Source organism: Rhodanobacter sp. Soil_C_14 (assembly GCF_057657335.1).
In genome coordinates this window covers 697,926-713,060 of record NZ_JBDGIQ010000001.1, presented here as the reverse complement: position 1 = coordinate 713,060, position 15,135 = coordinate 697,926, and the positions used below count along the sequence as shown (strand labels likewise).

General features: G+C 67.1%; 16 protein-coding genes and 1 tRNA gene. 11 read left to right on the top strand and 6 right to left on the bottom strand.

All coding sequences use genetic code 11. The features are described 5' to 3' along the window. Positions 1 to 9: 9 nt before the first annotated feature. Together AC3A56_RS03385 and AC3A56_RS03380 are read left to right on the top strand one after the other, a co-directional pair. On the top strand, positions 10 to 795 hold the full coding sequence (locus tag AC3A56_RS03385) for an acyl-CoA thioesterase (RefSeq protein ID WP_487769323.1): 786 nt from the start codon (positions 10 to 12) through the stop codon (positions 793 to 795). A gap of 187 nt (positions 796 to 982) precedes the next feature. Further along, on the top strand, positions 983 to 1,735 hold the full coding sequence (locus tag AC3A56_RS03380) for a hypothetical protein (RefSeq protein WP_487769322.1): 753 nt from the start codon (positions 983 to 985) through the stop codon (positions 1,733 to 1,735). A 110-nt stretch (positions 1,736 to 1,845) separates the two neighbouring features. Here AC3A56_RS03380 and AC3A56_RS03375 read toward each other — a convergent pair whose 3' ends face one another. Continuing rightward, a complete protein-coding gene (locus tag AC3A56_RS03375) occupies positions 1,846 to 2,223 on the bottom strand; it encodes a DUF2069 domain-containing protein (protein ID WP_487769321.1) in 378 nt (125 codons plus the stop codon). Then, entirely contained in the window at positions 2,220 to 2,822 is a 603-nt protein-coding gene (gene wrbA, locus AC3A56_RS03370) for an NAD(P)H:quinone oxidoreductase (protein WP_487769320.1), read from the bottom strand. The genes AC3A56_RS03375 and wrbA overlap by 4 nt, the downstream gene beginning before the upstream one ends. A 119-nt stretch (positions 2,823 to 2,941) precedes the next feature. Here wrbA and AC3A56_RS03365 point away from each other — a divergent pair, with 119 nt between their 5' ends. From AC3A56_RS03365 to AC3A56_RS03355, 3 genes are read left to right on the top strand one after another with little or no spacing between them, the layout of a single operon-like run. Next, complete coding sequence (locus tag AC3A56_RS03365; protein WP_487769629.1) at positions 2,942 to 4,219, top strand: YihY family inner membrane protein; 1,278 nt, start codon at positions 2,942 to 2,944, stop codon at positions 4,217 to 4,219. Beyond that, positions 4,216 to 4,701, top strand: a complete 486-nt coding sequence (locus tag AC3A56_RS03360) for a TlpA family protein disulfide reductase (protein ID WP_487769319.1) — start codon at positions 4,216 to 4,218, stop codon at positions 4,699 to 4,701. The genes AC3A56_RS03365 and AC3A56_RS03360 overlap by 4 nt, the downstream gene beginning before the upstream one ends. A gap of 13 nt (positions 4,702 to 4,714) precedes the next feature. Further along, positions 4,715 to 4,984, top strand: coding sequence for an acylphosphatase (locus AC3A56_RS03355; RefSeq protein ID WP_487769318.1), 270 nt, complete (start codon positions 4,715 to 4,717; stop codon positions 4,982 to 4,984). Between the two features lie 88 nt (positions 4,985 to 5,072). Here AC3A56_RS03355 and ppk2 read toward each other — a convergent pair whose 3' ends face one another. The 4 genes from ppk2 to hemA form a co-directional block, all read right to left on the bottom strand. Beyond that, a complete protein-coding gene (ppk2, locus tag AC3A56_RS03350) occupies positions 5,073 to 5,852 on the bottom strand; it encodes a polyphosphate kinase 2 (RefSeq protein ID WP_487769628.1) in 780 nt (259 codons plus the stop codon). A gap of 345 nt (positions 5,853 to 6,197) precedes the next feature. Then, positions 6,198 to 6,701 carry a DUF3828 domain-containing protein gene (locus AC3A56_RS03345; protein ID WP_487769317.1) on the bottom strand — a complete coding sequence of 168 codons (504 nt, stop codon included), beginning with the start codon at positions 6,699 to 6,701 and terminating at the stop codon, positions 6,198 to 6,200. A 20-nt stretch (positions 6,702 to 6,721) separates the two neighbouring features. Then, positions 6,722 to 7,801: a peptide chain release factor 1 gene (gene prfA / locus AC3A56_RS03340; protein WP_487769316.1), complete on the bottom strand. Its 1,080-nt coding sequence runs from the start codon at positions 7,799 to 7,801 to the stop codon at positions 6,722 to 6,724. Positions 7,802 to 7,870: 69 nt separating this feature from the next. Next, positions 7,871 to 9,148, bottom strand: coding sequence for a glutamyl-tRNA reductase (gene hemA / locus AC3A56_RS03335; RefSeq protein WP_487769315.1), 1,278 nt, complete (start codon positions 9,146 to 9,148; stop codon positions 7,871 to 7,873). Positions 9,149 to 9,316: 168 nt separating this feature from the next. Between hemA and AC3A56_RS03330 the strand changes: the two genes are divergently transcribed. The 6 genes from AC3A56_RS03330 (at position 9,317) to AC3A56_RS03305 (ending at position 15,087) form a co-directional block, all read left to right on the top strand. Next, positions 9,317 to 10,999 carry a tetratricopeptide repeat protein gene (locus tag AC3A56_RS03330; protein WP_487769627.1) on the top strand — a complete coding sequence of 561 codons (1,683 nt, stop codon included), beginning with the start codon at positions 9,317 to 9,319 and terminating at the stop codon, positions 10,997 to 10,999. After that, complete coding sequence (gene lolB / locus AC3A56_RS03325) at positions 10,996 to 11,604, top strand: lipoprotein insertase outer membrane protein LolB (RefSeq protein WP_056714290.1); 609 nt, start codon at positions 10,996 to 10,998, stop codon at positions 11,602 to 11,604. Before AC3A56_RS03330 ends, lolB begins: the two co-directional genes overlap by 4 nt. Before the next feature lie 72 nt (positions 11,605 to 11,676). Continuing rightward, positions 11,677 to 13,068 (top strand): 4-(cytidine 5'-diphospho)-2-C-methyl-D-erythritol kinase, encoded by a 1,392-nt coding sequence (gene ispE / locus AC3A56_RS03320; protein ID WP_487769314.1) that lies wholly within the window; start codon positions 11,677 to 11,679, stop codon positions 13,066 to 13,068. Positions 13,069 to 13,111: 43 nt separating this feature from the next. Further along, positions 13,112 to 13,188 (top strand) — tRNA-Gln (locus AC3A56_RS03315). Between the two features lie 51 nt (positions 13,189 to 13,239). Next, positions 13,240 to 14,181, top strand: a complete 942-nt coding sequence (locus AC3A56_RS03310; protein WP_200946082.1) for a ribose-phosphate diphosphokinase — start codon at positions 13,240 to 13,242, stop codon at positions 14,179 to 14,181. A 210-nt stretch (positions 14,182 to 14,391) separates the two neighbouring features. Further along, positions 14,392 to 15,087: a 50S ribosomal protein L25/general stress protein Ctc gene (locus AC3A56_RS03305; protein WP_487769313.1), complete on the top strand. Its 696-nt coding sequence runs from the start codon at positions 14,392 to 14,394 to the stop codon at positions 15,085 to 15,087. The last annotated feature ends 48 nt before the right edge of the window (positions 15,088 to 15,135 follow it).

The following is a 15,135-nucleotide window of genomic DNA, read 5'->3' as shown; positions in this document are numbered from 1 at the left end:
GCGCAACCCATGCGATTTTCCGAAGCGATGCAGAGCGTCACCCGCCATGGCGACGGCTGGCAGGCCACGGTAAGCGAAGACTGGCTGCAGGGTCGCAGCGCCTTCGGCGGCCTGCAGGCGGCGCTGGCCCTGCGCGCCATGCGCGAACTGGTGCCCGTCGACATGCCGCTGCGCACCTTGCAGGTGACTTTCATCGCGCCGGTGCCGGCCGGCACGGTGAGCATCCGCGCACAACGCCTGCGCGCAGGCCGCAGCGCGATCCAGGTCGAGGCCAGCCTGCATGATGGCGAACAGATCCTGTGCCAGCTGCTCGGCGTGTTCGGCAACGCGCGGCCGTCGGTCCTGGATTTCCAGCCCGTGCAACAGCCCGTGGAAAACGCCGCAGCGCCAGAGCTGCGCTACGCCGAAGGCCGCATGCCGGCCTTCACCCAGCACTTCCGCGCCCGCTGGCTGCGCGGCGACCTGCCGTTCAGCGGCGGCCACCAGCGCGAAAACGTGCTGCAGCTTTCACTGCGCGACCAAGGCCCCGTCGACGAAACCCACGTGCTCGCCTTCGCCGACTTCATCCCGCCGATCGCCCTGTCGATGTTCGCCACGCCGACCCCCGGCAGCTCGCTCACCTGGATGCTCGAACTGTTGCGCGACCGCTATGACGATCTGGGCATGGACGACTGGCGCGTGGACGCTGAACTCATTGCTGCCCGCGACGGCTACACGAACCAGAGCGCGATGCTGTGGGGGCCGGGTGGGGAGGCGGTAGCGTTGAGTCGGCAAAGTATGGTTGTGTTTGGGTGAGGGCGTGTGCGCTACCGGAAGGTTGTCGGCACTGACACCCACCGCCTCTGTGGATCCACCTATGGCGATAGAGCCGGACGAACATTAGCGGGACTGGCCGCCATCCGGCATCCGTGACAACAACGGACAACTTATTCACAGACTTGTTGTCTCGAGGGGCGAGACATAGGCGCGTACCATTCACTGCATGGCCATTAAACACATTAGTGAGACGCTCGCGCGGCTAGAAGTCATCCGTTACGCGTATGAGAGCCCACCGGAGGAATCGCTAGGCGAGCGGATTTCGGCTTCATTGGCCCCTGGTGTGACATTCCGCACTCAAGCGTGGGTGGATACCGCGGCCGGGCCGTTCCGTCTCGACATGCTGCTCGTCCATCCCTCGGGCCGATCCATCGCCATCGAGGTCGATGGCCGCGATTTCCATGATGTCAATCGCGATCGCTGGCGCACGGTCTTTATCCTGTGCGCCGGCAAAGCTCACGTCGTGTATCGCATTGCGGCCTCGTTGATCTGCACGAACTTGGTCGGCGTCCTTGCGGGACTGGCGAACGCGGAGCCGCGATTCTTCGATACCACTCACGCAGCACGATGGAAGGGCATTTCAGGGGACCGCTGGGAGTTCGCTAGTGCAGAGGATGACGCGAACGACATGGACGGCGAGGCCTCAGACGATGGTTGGTCGGGCCAAGACGGCTGGTGGTCTTCCTCGCGCGCCTTCGCGGTGAGTTTCCATGGCGACATGGACGATTGCTCATACGCGAGGGTGATGCCGTATGTGTTGTTCGCCAAGCAGACAGGACTGAGGGACATCGACCAGCTGACCGAGGCGTGGACGGGTCGAAGTCGCGAGCGGGAGGCTGCCCGAACGCCATCTGCGGAAGGGGCGATGGGCGAGATCTTCGCCCGAGCCTTTGCAGGAGATTCCGCCGAAGAGCCCTGATGACGTAAATAAAGGGGATGTGGCCAACTAAGCCTCGCTCACACTACGGAGCCTTAGGCATGGGACGAGCACCAAACGAGGTTATCAGCGGTCGGACGTGATGCCGTCACTCAATCGCGCGTAATCGGCGCAGCAGGCCGCCGCTTCACCCCAGCCCCCAGCGTCCCAATCAACAACACCGTCAGCACGATCTCCGCCACCGCCAGCCAGCGTTCTGCACTCGCCGCGCTCCATGCCTCGGACACCCCGTGGCAGAAGTAGAACAGGCTGAGGATGCCGACCCAGAGCAGGGCGCGGCGTACGTCGCGGATGGCGAACAGGGGCAGCAGCAGGGGGACGACGGTGATCGCCAGCAGCAGGGTGATCGGCATGCTTTGCGGCGGGAACAGCCAGGCGTGCCAGGCGAGTTGCAGCACGACGAGCAGGGCCCAGGCGATCAGGCCGAGGCGGTAGACGGGCAGGATCGGGGCGCGCGGCGTCGTGCTCATGGATTGGTCGCCAGTCGACGGGCCACGTCGGCGAGACGGCGGCCCAGGGCGCGGGCCAGTTCGCGTTCGTGGTCGCTGATCGGGTTGTCGCCCTTGGCGCCGGCCACGTGGCTGAGACCGTACGGTGTGCCGCCGCTCTGGGTGCTGGTGAGTGCCGGTTCGGTGTAGGGCAGGCCGACGATCAGCATGCCGTGATGGAGCAGCGGCAAGGCCATCGTCAGCAAGGTGGTTTCCTGGCCACCGTGCATGGTGCTGGTGGAGGTGAACAGCGCGGCCGGCTTGCCGACCAGGGCGCCGCTGGCCCACTCGGCGCCGGTGGTGTCGAGGAAATGTTTCAGCGGCGCGGCCATGTTGCCGAAGCGGGTGGGGCTGCCCATCGCCAGGCCCACGCAGTCGAGCAGGTCCTGCTTCTGCACGTAGGGTGCGCCGTCTTCGGGTTCGGGCGGCTGGGCCACTTCGGTCAGCGGCGCCACCGGCGGCACCTGGCGCAGGCGCGCGCGCATGCCGGGCACTTCCTCGATGCCCCGGGCGATCAGCCGCGCGAGCTGCGCGGTGTGGCCGCTGCGGCTGTAGTAGAGGACCAGGATTTCATGATTCATGCAGCGTCGACTCGCGCGTTTGAGGCTTTCACGGCCAATACGCTAGTGTACCGGCCGATACCCACCATGTTGGTGGTCATCGTCGGCGCCCGTATGGGCTCAGCGACGAGAGGACCGTGATGATCCGGCGTTTCAATCGCGACCGCACCAGGACGTTCAGCCGCTTCATCTGGCAGCGCTTCATCGACGACAAGTGCTTCGAGACGGCCGGCGCGCTTTCGTACACCACGCTGGTGTCGCTGGTGCCGCTGACGGTGGCGGTGCTGGCGATGTTCTCGGCGTTCCCGGTGTTCCAGCCGGCGCGCGACACGCTGATCAACTTCGTGTTCAACAATTTCGTGCCATCCACCGGCGAGGCGGTGCAGGCGACCATGCTGGGGTTTGCCGCGAACGCCAGCAAGCTCACCGGCATCAGCATCCTGGTGATGCTGTTCAGCGCGCTGTCGATGATGATCAGCATCGAGGACCGGCTGAACCGGATCTGGCGCGTGCACCAGGCGCGCAGCTGGGGTTCGCGCCTGCTGCTGTACTGGGCGGCGCTGACGCTGGGGCCGATCCTGGTGGTCGGCGGCATCGCGGCGACGTCCTACGTGACGGCCGCGCCGCTGCTGCACAACGCGGTGGACCAGTTCGGTGCGCTGACCCAGGGCCTGCTCAGCGTGCTGCCGTTCCTGGTGACGTTCTTCACCCTGTGGCTGATGTATGCGGTGATCCCCAACTGCAAGGTGTCGCGCCGCGACGCGGCGATCGGCGCGCTGCTGGGCGCGGTGCTGTTCGAGATCGCGCGCTGGGGCTTCGGCCAGTTCGTGCAGCACGCGCAGACCTACCAGCAGATCTACGGCGTGCTGGCGGCGATCCCGATCTTCCTGCTGTGGATCTACCTGTCGTGGGTGATCGTGATCCTGGCCGCGTCGATCGCCGCGTCCGCTTCGGCGTTCGAGTATCACGCGCCCAAGGAAACCCTGCCCGAGGGCGCGGAGTTCCTCGGCCTGCTGGTGGTGCTGCGGCATTTCGTGGAGGCGCAGCGGCGCGGCGATTGCGTGGACCCGGCCGACCTGCGGGTACGCGAGCCGTATTTGCGCAGCGCGCTGATCTCGGCCTATTTCGACGACCTCGACCAGGCCGAACTGATCCAGCGTGGCGAGGCCGGCGGCTGGCTGCTGTGCCGCAGCCTGGACAGCACCGACCTGTTGCGCGTTTATCGCCACACCGACTACCGCTTGCCGCTGCAGCCGGTGGAAGAGGCGGCTACGCTGGGCATCGAACTGCCACCCGAACTGCTCGCCATGCTGGCCGACCTGGCGGCCGAGCTGAAGGCGAAACTGGGCGCCCGGCTCGACGAAATCTATCCCCCGGTCGCCACGGTGGCGGCCGACACCGAGGAACTCCCCGCATGACCCTGCTGCATTCCACGTCGTTCCGCTCCGCCGTGCTCGGCCTGGCGCTCGCCTTCGGCCTTGCCGCGCAGGCGGCCATGCCGGAGCGCCCCACGCTGCACGTCACCACGCTGGACGGCAAGACCTTCGACCTGTCCGCGCAGCGCGGCAAGTGGGTGATCGTGAATTACTGGGCGACCTGGTGCGTGCCGTGCATCAAGGAGATGCCGGACATCTCGCGTTTCGTGGCCAGCCACAAGAACGTCGCCGCGATCGGCCTGGCCTACGACGACAGCGAACTGGCGGACATCAAGGCCTTCATCGCCAAGCATCCCGTGGTGTACCCGATCGCCCAGGTCACGCTGGACAAGCCGCTGAAGGACTTCGACGAACCGCGCGGCCTGCCGACGACGTACCTGATCAGTCCGGACGGCAAGGTGGCCAAACACATCGTGGGGCCGGTGACCGAGGCGTCGCTGGCCGCGCTGATCGGCCAGCCGTGATGGATGCATCGTGATGCCGACGGCGCGCTTCATCGTCAGCGGACGGGTACAGGGCGTGTTCTTCCGCGCCAGCACCCGCGAGCAGGCGGTGGCGCTCGGCGTCGCCGGCCATGCAACGAATCGCAGCGATGGCCGCGTCGAGGTGCTCGCCAGCGGCCCGGCCGGTGCGCTGGACGCGCTGGAGCGCTGGCTGTGGCAGGGGCCGCCGGCGGCGCGGGTCGATGCGGTCGTCCGCGAAGAGCTGCCGGAGCAGGAGCTGCAAGGCTTTCGCACGGGCGGGTGAATCGGCCGCACACCGTGGCAACTCCCGTTCGTCCCGAGCGCAGCGCAGTGAAGTCGAAGGACCCTGGGCGATCGCTTTCGGGGCAGCTCTAGTCCGTCGGTTCCTGGAACGTGTCCGGCACCCACAGCGCCTTGTCGGTGACATGTTCGCCTCGCGGCTTGCCCTTCAGCTTGGGCAACTTCACCTTGGGCACCGCTTCCTCATGCAGCGGCACCTGCTGCAGCAGGTGGCGGATGAGGTTGATGCGGCCGCGCTTCTGGTTGTTGAAATCGACCACGAACCACGGTGCGTGGTCGGCGTGCGTGCGTTCGATCATCACGTCGCGCAGCTTGCCCATCTCGGCGTATTTCTGGCGTGCGGCCAGATCCACCGGCGACAGCTTCCAGCGCTTCAGCGGATCGTCGGCGCGTTCGGCGAAACGTTGCTCCTGTTCGGCCTGGTCCACCGCCAGCCAGTATTTGACGAGGATCATGCCGTCGTCGGCGAGCAGCTTCTCGAAGGCCGGCACGGCATCGAGGAAGGCCTCGTACTGGGCGACCGTGCAGAAACCCATCGCCGGCTCCACCACGGCGCGGTTGTACCAGCTGCGATCGAACAGCACGAACTCGCCGGCGCTGGGCAGGTGGGCGACGTAGCGCTGGAAATACCACTGGGTGGCTTCTTCCTCGCTGGGCTTGCCCAGTGCGGCGATGCGATAGCCGCGGGTGTCCAGGCTTTCGGTGATCGCCTTGATGGTGCCGCCCTTGCCGGCCGCATCGCGCCCTTCGAAGATCACCAGCAGGCGCTTGCCGCTGCTACGCAAGCCATGCTGCAGCCGCACCAGTTCCAGCTGCAGTTCCCCGATCGCCTTGCGGTAGCGCTTGCCCATGATCGCCTCGCCGAATGCCATGTCGCGTGCAGGGTAACCCGCCGCGGCGTGAGGGTGAGGTTCAGGAGCGACCCCACCCCAACCCTCCCCTGCAAGCAGGGGAGGGAGCAGAGCGGCTTTCGTTGCCCACTGGTTCGCAGGTGGCTTCTGCTCCTCCCCCTGCCAGCAGGGGGAGGTCGTGAGGGGGTGAGCTTTTGACCTTGGCTCGGCGAAGAGCGACCCCACCCCAACCCTCCCCTGCAAGCAGGGGAGGGGGCGACTGAGTCCGACGAATGCCCGAATAAGCTTCGCAGCCTTTCGCGGTGATCATTGTGCGAGCGGCTTTCGGAGAACTCTCCTCGCCGACTATTCGGCGGGCGTCACCGTGCGGATCTTCCAGCAGTTGCCGAGCTTGACCAGGCTGATCTTCAGTTCATGCTCAGTGGGCTTGGTTGTGCCCAGTACCACGCGAACCGTTGCAGTCTTGCCGTCAACTTTTTCATCGGTGACTGCGACGTGGTTGGGCCAGTCCTCCAGAATATCCTGAGCCTCGATGAAATAGTCCTGCTCCAGTCCGTCGGGACTGTTTGCCTGCCTGCGTATTTCGCTAACAAGGGCTTTCGATACATAGCGATCCATCGTCCTGCTTTCGTCCAGCGGATGCTGGTCCCTGGAAAGTTCGCCCAGATACCATTGGTAGAACGCTCGCACGCGAACAGCCGGAGCATCCACAGCCTGTGGTGTCGCCGCTCGTTCCGCAGCGGCGACGGGGCTGACCAAAAACAGCCATGAACAGGCCATCGCCATGGCGGCGATGCGCAGAATCGTGCATGGCTGCCGGCGTAACTCGATGGAGAAAAGCTTGATCATGAATTTCCCTCGGGCTCGGATCACATGCCGCCAAGCGCCTGCAGTTGGTCGGCCTGGTGTTCGCGGATCAGCGTGTCGATCAGTTCGGCCAGGTCGCCCTGCATGATCTCGGCGAGGCTGTACAGGTTCAGGCCGATGCGGTGGTCGGTGACCAGGTTGTCCTTGTAGCGGTAGGTGCGGATGCGCTGGCTGCGGTCGCCGGTGCCGACTTGCAGGCGGCGCGACTCGGCCTGTTCGGCGGTCTGCTTGCTGCGTTCGGCGTCGAGCAGGCGCGCCTTCAGCAGGCTCATCGCGCGGGCGCGGTTCTTGTGCTGGCTGCGCTCTTCCTGGCATTCGACCACAGTGCCGGTGGGCAGGTGGGTGATGCGGATCGCCGAGTCGGTCTTGTTGACGTGCTGGCCGCCGGCGCCGGAGGCCCGGAAGGTGTCGGTCTTGAGGTCGGCGGGATTGATCGTGATGTCGTCGATCTCGTCCAGTTCGGGCAGCACGGCTACGGTGGCGGTCGAGGTGTGCACGCGGCCCTGCGACTCGGTGACCGGCACGCGCTTGACGCAGTGGGTGCCGGATTCGAACTTCAGCCGAGAATACGCGCCACTGCCTTCGACGCGGGCCACGACTTCGCGGTAGCCGCCGTGTTCGCCGGCGTGCTCGCTGAGGATTTCGACGTGCCAGCGACGGCTTTCGGCGTAGCGCAGGTACATGCGCAACAGGTCGCCGGCGAAGATCGCCGCTTCGTCGCCGCCGCTGCCGGCGCGTATCTCCAGATAGAGATTCGCCTCGTCGCGTGGGTCCTTCGGCAGCAGCAGCAACTGCAATTGGCCGTCCAGATCCTGCAGATGCTGTTCCAGCCGACGCACGTCGTCGACCGCCATCTCGCGCAGCTCGGGGTCGTCCAGCATGGCGCGCGTTTCGTCCAGTTCGCGCTCGGCCTGGTCGTGCTCGCGCAGCGACGCGGCCACCGGTTCGAGCTGGGCGTATTCCTGGGAAAGTTCGCGGAAACGGCTGTTGTCGGCGTGGACGTCCGGCTGCGACAGCAGCAGGCCGACTTCGTGATGGCGCTCTGACAGCGCCTCGAGCTTGCGGCGGATCGATGGGGTCATGGCAGGCCGGTAACGAGTGTGGCGGGAGAGGGCGGGGAAACTTCGGTGCGCGGCAGCCAGCCGCCCTGGCTATTCGCCCCGGGTCGCCTGCTCGTCTTCGTCCAGCCCGTACAGCCGCCCCGCCGCGTGCAGCAGGTCGAGGTCGCCGTTCAGCGCGGCCTCGCGCAGGCGGGCGCTGGGGTGGTGCAGCAGCTTGTTGGTCAGCGTGTTGGCGAGAAACGCCAGCGCCTCGTCCGGTGATTTGCCGTGTGCCAGCATGCCGCGGGCCTTCGTCAGCACCTCGTCGCGATACACCTCGGCGTGCTGGCGCATGTCCAGTGCGGGATTGCGCACGGTGAGCGCGCGGCGCCAGGCCATGTAGCGGTCGACCTGCAGGTCGATGATCGCTTCGGCGTCGTGGGCGGCGGCGGCGCGCGAGCGGATGTTCTCGTCGATCACCTGGCGCAGGTCGTCGATGCCGTAGAGGTAGACGTCGGGCAGTTCGCCCACGTCGGCCTCGATGTCGCGCGGCACCGCGATGTCGACCATGAACATCGGCCGGCGTTTGCGCGCCAGCATGGCCTGCTCGACCATCGCGCGGGTCACGATCGGCTGCCGCGCGGCGGTGGAGGAAATCACGATGTCCGCCTCGGCCAGGTGCTGCGGCAGGTCGGCCAGTGCGATCGCGTAGCCGCCGTAACGTCCGGCCAGTTCCTGCGCGGTTTCCGGCGTGCGATTGGCCACGATGATCCGCCGCGCCTGCTTTTCGGCCAGGTGCCGCGCGGCCAGCTCGATGGTGTCGCCGGCGCCGATCAGCAGCACGCAGGCCTGCTTCAGGTCGGTGAAGACCTGCTCGGCCAGGCGCACCGCGGTGAACGCCACCGATACCGTGTGTGCGCCGATGCGGGTGTCGGTGCGCACGCGCTTGGCCACCGCGAAGGTGTGCTGCAGCAGCCGGTCCATCGGTGCCTTCAGCGATTGCGCGCCGCGCGCCAGCTGGTAGGCGTCCTTCACCTGGCCCAAAATCTGCGGCTCGCCCAGCACCATCGAGTCCAGCCCGGTGGCGACGCGGAACATGTGCCGCACGGCGTCGTCCTCGTCATGCCGGTACAGGAACTCATCCAGCTTGCCGGGGGTCAGATGGTGATGACGATTCAGCCACGCCCGCGGGATGTCCTCGGCACCTGCCGCGATGCCGACGTACAGCTCGGTGCGGTTGCAGGTGGACAGGATCATCGCCTCTTCCACGCCCGGCTCGCCGAGCAGCGCGCGCAGCGCAGGGCCGGCGGCGTCCGCGTCGAACGCCACCTGCTCGCGCAGGCTGACCGGCGCGGTGAGGTGATTGAGCCCGAGGGCGATCAGCGGCATGGTGGTCGGAACATCTCGGCGGCGGCGATCCGGCGGCGTAGGCTAAGCTTGGCGCAACGCCGCGAAGTGGTGACCGGCACGGTCAAGGCAGGCATGTGGATGGAGAGTAGTGTGCGCAGCGGGCCCGGCAAGTTCAAGCAAGTGCGGCATTTTACGGCAGTGGCGACCATGGCGCTTGGGCTGGCGGCCTGTGCTGCCGCGCCGGTGCGCACCACGCCGAAGATGAACGACCCGGTGCAACCGCTGGCGCACCTGGTGGTGGCCACGCCGGATGCTGACCATGACGTGCTGGCCCAATTGCTGGCCGGCGAGATGGCGCTGACCCGCACCGACCTCAAGGCTGCCGCCGGTCATTACGACAAGGCGATGGCCTTGAGCAATGATCCGAAGGTGGCGGAGCGTGCGGCGGGCCTGGCCATCGCGGTGCACGACGACGATGCGGCCCGGCGCGCATTGGCGCGCTGGCAGGCGCTGGGCGCCAAGCCCGCCGCGATCGCTCAGGCGCGGGCGCAGCTGGCGCTGGATGTCGGCGACACCGCCGAGGCGCGGCGCCAGCTGGAAATCCTGGTCGGCAGCGGTGACAAGGATGCCTGGCGCCAGTTCGGCCGGGTGCTGGTGGGTGCGCGCGACCAGGCCCAGGCGGCCCGGCTGCTGGAAGCCCTGGCCACGCCGCAGCGGCTGCCGGCCGATGCCCAGGCCTGGCTGGCGATGAGCGAGCTGGGTGACCGCCTGGGTCGTCACGCCTACGCCGCGCAGATCGCCACGGCGGCGATGCAGCGTTTCCGGACGGCCGAGACCTATACCTGGGCGGCCCAGATGAAGTTCAAGGACGGCGACCGCGACGGCGCCGCCGCCCTGCTGCAGAAGGCCCTGGCGAAGGAACCGAAGAACACCCGGCTGCGGCTTGCCTACGCGGGCCTGCTGGGCCAGGCGGGTGACTACGCCGCTGCCAACAAGCTGCTGGCGCAGGGTCCGCAGAACGCGGACACCTACGCGATGCGCGCGGGACTGGCCGCGCATCTGCACGACGACAAGGCGCTGGCGGCGCTCTATCGGCAATTGCAGAACGCGCCGACCGACGTGCGCGAACACAGCGCCTACCTGCTGGGCCAGCTGGCCGAAATGCAGAACAAGCCAGCCGAGGCGCTGGCCTGGTACGACCAGGTGGGCGACGACGACGCTCACGCGTTCGACGCCGACCTGCGCAGCGCGATCATCCTGCACGGGCAGGGCAAGCGCAGCGATGCGCACGCGCTGCTGGAGCAGTTGCAGCTGGCCTATCTCGACCAGCCCGACCAACTGCGCCAGGCCTGGCAAGCCGACGCCGAGCTGTATCTGACCGAGCAGAACTATGCGAAGGCGGAGGCGGCGTTCAGTCGCGCATTGCAGGTGGTGCCGGATGATCCGGGCCTGTTGTACGGCCGCGGCCTGGCCTACGCCGAGGGCGGGCAGGTGGATCAGGCGGTGCAGGATTTCGAGCGCCTGCTGAAACTCAAGCCCGGCGACGTCGATGCCAGCAACGCGCTGGGCTACACCCTGGCCGATGCCAATCGCGACCTGCCCGAAGCCACCCGGCTGATCAGCGCCGCCCGCGCGGCCAAGCCCGATGATCCGGCGATCGCCGATTCCTGGGGCTGGCTGCAGTACCGCCTCGGTCATCTCGACCAGGCGGCGCAGACGCTGCGTGGCGCCTGGCTGGCCCGCAAGGACGCCGACGTCGGCGTGCACCTGGGCGAGGTGCTGTGGCAGCAAGGCCACAGGCAGGATGCGCAGCGGGTCTTCGACGAGGTGCGCAAGCTCGATCCGCACAACGACAACCTGCAGCAGGCGCTGAAGCGGCTGCATCCATGAGGCGCTGGCAGGCGCTTTTCGCCATCGTGGCCCTGCTGTCGCTGGCCGCCTGCGTACCGCAGGCCGTGCGGGTGAAGGGTGATGCAAGCCTGTTGAATGCGCAGCTCGCGCGCGAACAGGCGCTGGCGCATGCCGACCACTGGTCGCTGCAGGGAAGGCTGGGCATTTCCAACGGCAAGGACGGCGGCAGCGGCAGCTTCAGCTGGCGCCAGGATGGCGAGCGCTACGAATTCACCTTGCGCGGACCGGCGATCAGCGGGATGAATTTCCGCCTCAGCGGTGGTCCCGACGGCGCCGTGCTGGAAGGACTGGAGCACGGTCCGCTGCAGGGGCCGGACGCCGAGGCGCTGATGCGCAAGGCGCTGGGCTGGGAGGTGCCGCTGCGCGACCTGCGCGCCTGGGTGCTGGGCGCGCGTGCGGACAGTGGCCCGGCCGAGCTGAGCTTCGGCGAGAACCGCCTGCCTTCGCTGCTGCAGCAGGATGGATGGACGGTCGACTATCGCGCCTGGGACGAGACCCGCCAGCCGCCGTTGCCGACCCGGGTGTTCGCTGCCCGGCCGCCGTACAAGGTGAAGCTGTCGATCGAGTCCTGGCAGTTTCAGTAACTTCGCCCGGCTGGGTTAGTCTTTGCGCCCCTGATCGCCTGCCGATCGTTCGGCGAATTCCGGAACGCAAGCATGCCCTTTTCCATCGCACGCGCTGAACCCGGCCAGGTCGAGGCCTTGTGCGCGATCGAGCGCAAGGCCGTGCACCTGTTCCGCGGGCATCCGGCATGGACGAGCTATGCGGCGCTGTCGATGCCGCCGGAGCAGCTGTTGCAGGCGATCAGCCGTGGCCTGGTCTGGGTCGCGCTGGGCGAGGCCGGCGATCCGGTGGGCTTCGTCTGGCTGGACGCGGAGCTGGCACCCGGTGCGATCGGCATCGCCGAGATCGACGTGCTACCGCTCTACGGCCGGCGCGGGATCGGTGCCGCGTTGCTGGAACATGCTTGCGCGTGGGCCCGTTCGGCCGGTTACCGGCGGGTGGACCTGGGCACCCTGGCCGACGTGCCGTGGAATGCGCCGTTCTACGCGAAGCACGGTTTTGTCGTGGTCGACAAGCACGATCCCGCCTTTGCGTTTGCGCGCCAGCGCGATCGCGAGAACGGCTTTCCCGACACCTTGCGCGTATTCATGAGCCGCCCGCTGACACCCCCCGCGCCCGCTGAATGGACGGTGTGGCCGGCGCCGGCCAAGCTGAACCTGTTCCTGCGCATCGTCGGGCGACGGGCCGATGGCTACCACGAGCTGCAGACGGTGTTCCGCCTGCTCGACTGGGGTGACGAAGTGCGCCTGCGCGTGCGCGATGACGGCGAGATCCGGCGCGTACGGGGCATTCCCGGCGTGGCCGAGGCCGACGATCTGGTGGTGCGCGCCGCGCGCCTGTTGCAGCGGCACGCCGCGACGAGCCTGGGTGCCGACATCGAGGTGGACAAGCGCATCCCGATGGGCGGTGGCCTGGGCGGCGGCAGCTCGGATGCGGCGACCGTGCTGGTGGCGCTGAACCAGCTGTGGCGGCTGGGCCTGGACGAGGATGTGCTGGCCGAACTGGGACGCCAGCTGGGCGCGGACGTGCCGGTCTTCGTGCGCGGACGCTCGGCCTGGGCCGAGGGGGTGGGTGAGCAGCTGACGCCGCTGGCGCTGCCGCCGCGCCACTACGTGGTGCTCGACCCCCATGAGGCAGTGCCGACGGCGGCGCTGTTTCAAGCGTCTGAATTGACACGAAATGCCCCGCGGGCGACAATTTCATCCTTTGCTTCAGGCGAAACGACGGAAAACGCCTTCGCGCCGGTCGCGTGCGCGCGGCACCCGCGGGTGGCTGCGGCGCTGGACTGGCTGGACGGTTTCGGCCAGGCGCGACTATCCGGCAGCGGCGGTTGCGTGTTTCTGGAGCTGCGTTCGATGGAGCGGGCGCAGGCGGTGGCAAGGCAGTGTCCGGTGGCGTTCACGGCGCATGTCGCCGGTGGCGTCGACGTGTCGCCCCTGCTGTCGTCGTTGAAGCGACATGCCGGCGCGGTGCCTGCGGATTGATGGAAGCGGACGAAGTTCTGGGATAGACGTATCAAACAAATACTGGGGCGTCGCCAAGCTGGTTAAGGCACGGGATTTTGATTCCCGCATACGCAGGTTCGAATCCTGCCGCCCCAGCCATTTCATGATGGCCAAGTTTTCGAGGTAACACCTGTGGACACGTCCACCCCGATGATGCTGTTTACCGGTAACGCACATCGTGCCCTGGCCGAGGATGTCGCCCATCGCCTGGGCGTGCCGCTGGGCAAGGCGCTGGTCGGCACGTTCAGCGACGGCGAAGTGCAGATCGAGATCGAGGAGAACGTACGCCGGCAGGAAGTGTTCGTGATCCAGCCGACGGGCGCGCCCAGCGCGGTCAACCTGTTCGAGCTGCTGGCGCTGACCGACGCGCTGAAGCGCGCCTCCGCGGCCAGCGTCACCGCGGTGATGCCGTACTTCGGCTATGCCCGGCAGGATCGCCGGCCGCGTTCGGCGCGGGTGCCGATCACCGCCAAGCTGGCTGCCCGCATGATCGGCGCCGCGGGCGTGGACCGGGTGCTGACGGTGGATCTGCACGCCGACCAGATCCAGGGCTTCTTCGACATGCCGGTCGACAACGTCTACGCCTCGCCGGTGCTGCTGGCCGACATCTGGCGCAGCCACAGCATGGACGACCTGATCGTGGTCAGCCCGGACGTGGGCGGCGTGGTGCGCGCCCGCGCGATCGCCAAGCGGCTCGACGACGCGGACCTGGCGATCATCGACAAGCGCCGGCCGCGTGCCAACGTGTCGACCGTGATGAACATCATCGGCGACGTGGAAGGCAAGACCTGCGTGATGGTCGACGACATCGTCGACACCGCCGGCACGCTGTGCGCGGCTGCTGCTGCCCTCAAGGAGCGCGGCGCCCGCAAGGTGGTCGCCTACTGCGTGCACCCGGTGCTGTCGGGCGCGGCGATCAGCAACATCGAAGGCTCCCAGCTCGACCAGCTGGTGGTCACCAACACCTTGCCGCTGCGCCCTGAAGCCAAGGCCTGCGCCAAGATCCGCCAGCTCTCGGTCGCCGAGCTGCTGGCCGAAACCATTCGCCGCATCGCCTTCGGCGAGTCGGTGAGTTCGCTGTACGTGGATTGAGATTTGAAAGTCCGTCCAGGATGGACGGTCTTGATCTTGCTTTTCGCGGTATGGACGCCGCGTGGAAGAAATTGAAAGTCCGCCCCGGATGGGCGGTCTTGATGTTCAGCTTTTCGCGGCATGGATGCCGCGTGAAATAACGTCTTCCCTGGTCGCGGGGAAGTCACTCAGCCGCTGCGAGGCGGCAAACACAAACCAGGTAGTAATGAAATGACCAAGACTCATGAAATCAAGGCGCAGAGCCGCAAGGACGAGGGGAAAGGTGCGAGCCGCCGCCTGCGTCATGCCGCTTTCGTGCCTGCCGTTGTCTACGGCGCCGGCCAGCCGCCGGAAAGCATCCAGATCGAACACAACACCATCCTGCTCGCCGCCAAGAACGAGTGGTTCTTCTCCTCGGTGCTCGACCTGAACGTCGACGGCAAGGTGCAGAAGGTGCTGGTGCGCGACTGGCAGAAGCATCCGTTCAAGCAGCTGATGATGCACATGGACTTCCTGCGCATCGACGAGAACGCCAAGCTGCGCGCCAACGTGCCGCTGCACTTCCTGAACCAGGAAAAGTCGCCCGCGGGCAAGACCTCCGGCGTGGTGATCTCGCACAACCTGACCGAAGTGGAAGTCAGCTGCCTGCCGAAGGACCTGCCTGCCTACATCGAGCTGGACCTGGGCGCGCTGGTGGCTGGCGACATCATCCACCTGTCGCAGCTGAAGCTGCCGGCAAACGTGGAGTTGCCCGCGCTGCAGCTGGGCGAGGCGCATGACGCTGCCGTGGTCACGGTGAACGTGGTCAAGGAAAGCGCGGCGGACGCCGCCGAAGACGCTGCCGCCGAGGCCGAGGCCGAAGCGAACAAGGCCGCCGCGGCCAAGTCTGCCAAGGCTCCCGCCAAGCCGGCTGGCGACAAGAAGTAAGTCGTGTGATCCCGCGTCCGTGAGGGCGCGGGATCATGTGGCTGGTCG

Excerpts from the sequence above, each read along its gene's own strand:
- AC3A56_RS03385 (WP_487769323.1), top strand. The coding sequence starts at position 10 with ATGCGATTTTCCGAAGCGATGCAGAGCGTCACCCGCCATGGCGACGGC.
- AC3A56_RS03380 (WP_487769322.1), top strand. The coding sequence starts at position 983 with ATGGCCATTAAACACATTAGTGAGACGCTCGCGCGGCTAGAAGTCATC.
- AC3A56_RS03375 (WP_487769321.1), bottom strand. The coding sequence starts at position 2,223 with ATGAGCACGACGCCGCGCGCCCCGATCCTGCCCGTCTACCGCCTCGGC.
- wrbA (WP_487769320.1), bottom strand. The coding sequence starts at position 2,822 with ATGAATCATGAAATCCTGGTCCTCTACTACAGCCGCAGCGGCCACACC.
- AC3A56_RS03355 (WP_487769318.1), top strand. The coding sequence starts at position 4,715 with ATGCCGACGGCGCGCTTCATCGTCAGCGGACGGGTACAGGGCGTGTTC.
- AC3A56_RS03365 (WP_487769629.1), top strand. The coding sequence starts at position 2,942 with ATGATCCGGCGTTTCAATCGCGACCGCACCAGGACGTTCAGCCGCTTC.
- AC3A56_RS03310 (WP_200946082.1), top strand. The coding sequence starts at position 13,240 with ATGATGCTGTTTACCGGTAACGCACATCGTGCCCTGGCCGAGGATGTC.
- ispE (WP_487769314.1), top strand. The coding sequence starts at position 11,677 with ATGCCCTTTTCCATCGCACGCGCTGAACCCGGCCAGGTCGAGGCCTTG.
- AC3A56_RS03345 (WP_487769317.1), bottom strand. The coding sequence starts at position 6,701 with ATGATCAAGCTTTTCTCCATCGAGTTACGCCGGCAGCCATGCACGATT.
- hemA (WP_487769315.1), bottom strand. The coding sequence starts at position 9,148 with ATGCCGCTGATCGCCCTCGGGCTCAATCACCTCACCGCGCCGGTCAGC.
- prfA (WP_487769316.1), bottom strand. The coding sequence starts at position 7,801 with ATGACCCCATCGATCCGCCGCAAGCTCGAGGCGCTGTCAGAGCGCCAT.
- AC3A56_RS03305 (WP_487769313.1), top strand. The coding sequence starts at position 14,392 with ATGACCAAGACTCATGAAATCAAGGCGCAGAGCCGCAAGGACGAGGGG.
- lolB (WP_056714290.1), top strand. The coding sequence starts at position 10,996 with ATGAGGCGCTGGCAGGCGCTTTTCGCCATCGTGGCCCTGCTGTCGCTG.
- ppk2 (WP_487769628.1), bottom strand. The coding sequence starts at position 5,852 with ATGGGCAAGCGCTACCGCAAGGCGATCGGGGAACTGCAGCTGGAACTG.
- AC3A56_RS03360 (WP_487769319.1), top strand. The coding sequence starts at position 4,216 with ATGACCCTGCTGCATTCCACGTCGTTCCGCTCCGCCGTGCTCGGCCTG.
- AC3A56_RS03330 (WP_487769627.1), top strand. The coding sequence starts at position 9,317 with ATGGCGCTTGGGCTGGCGGCCTGTGCTGCCGCGCCGGTGCGCACCACG.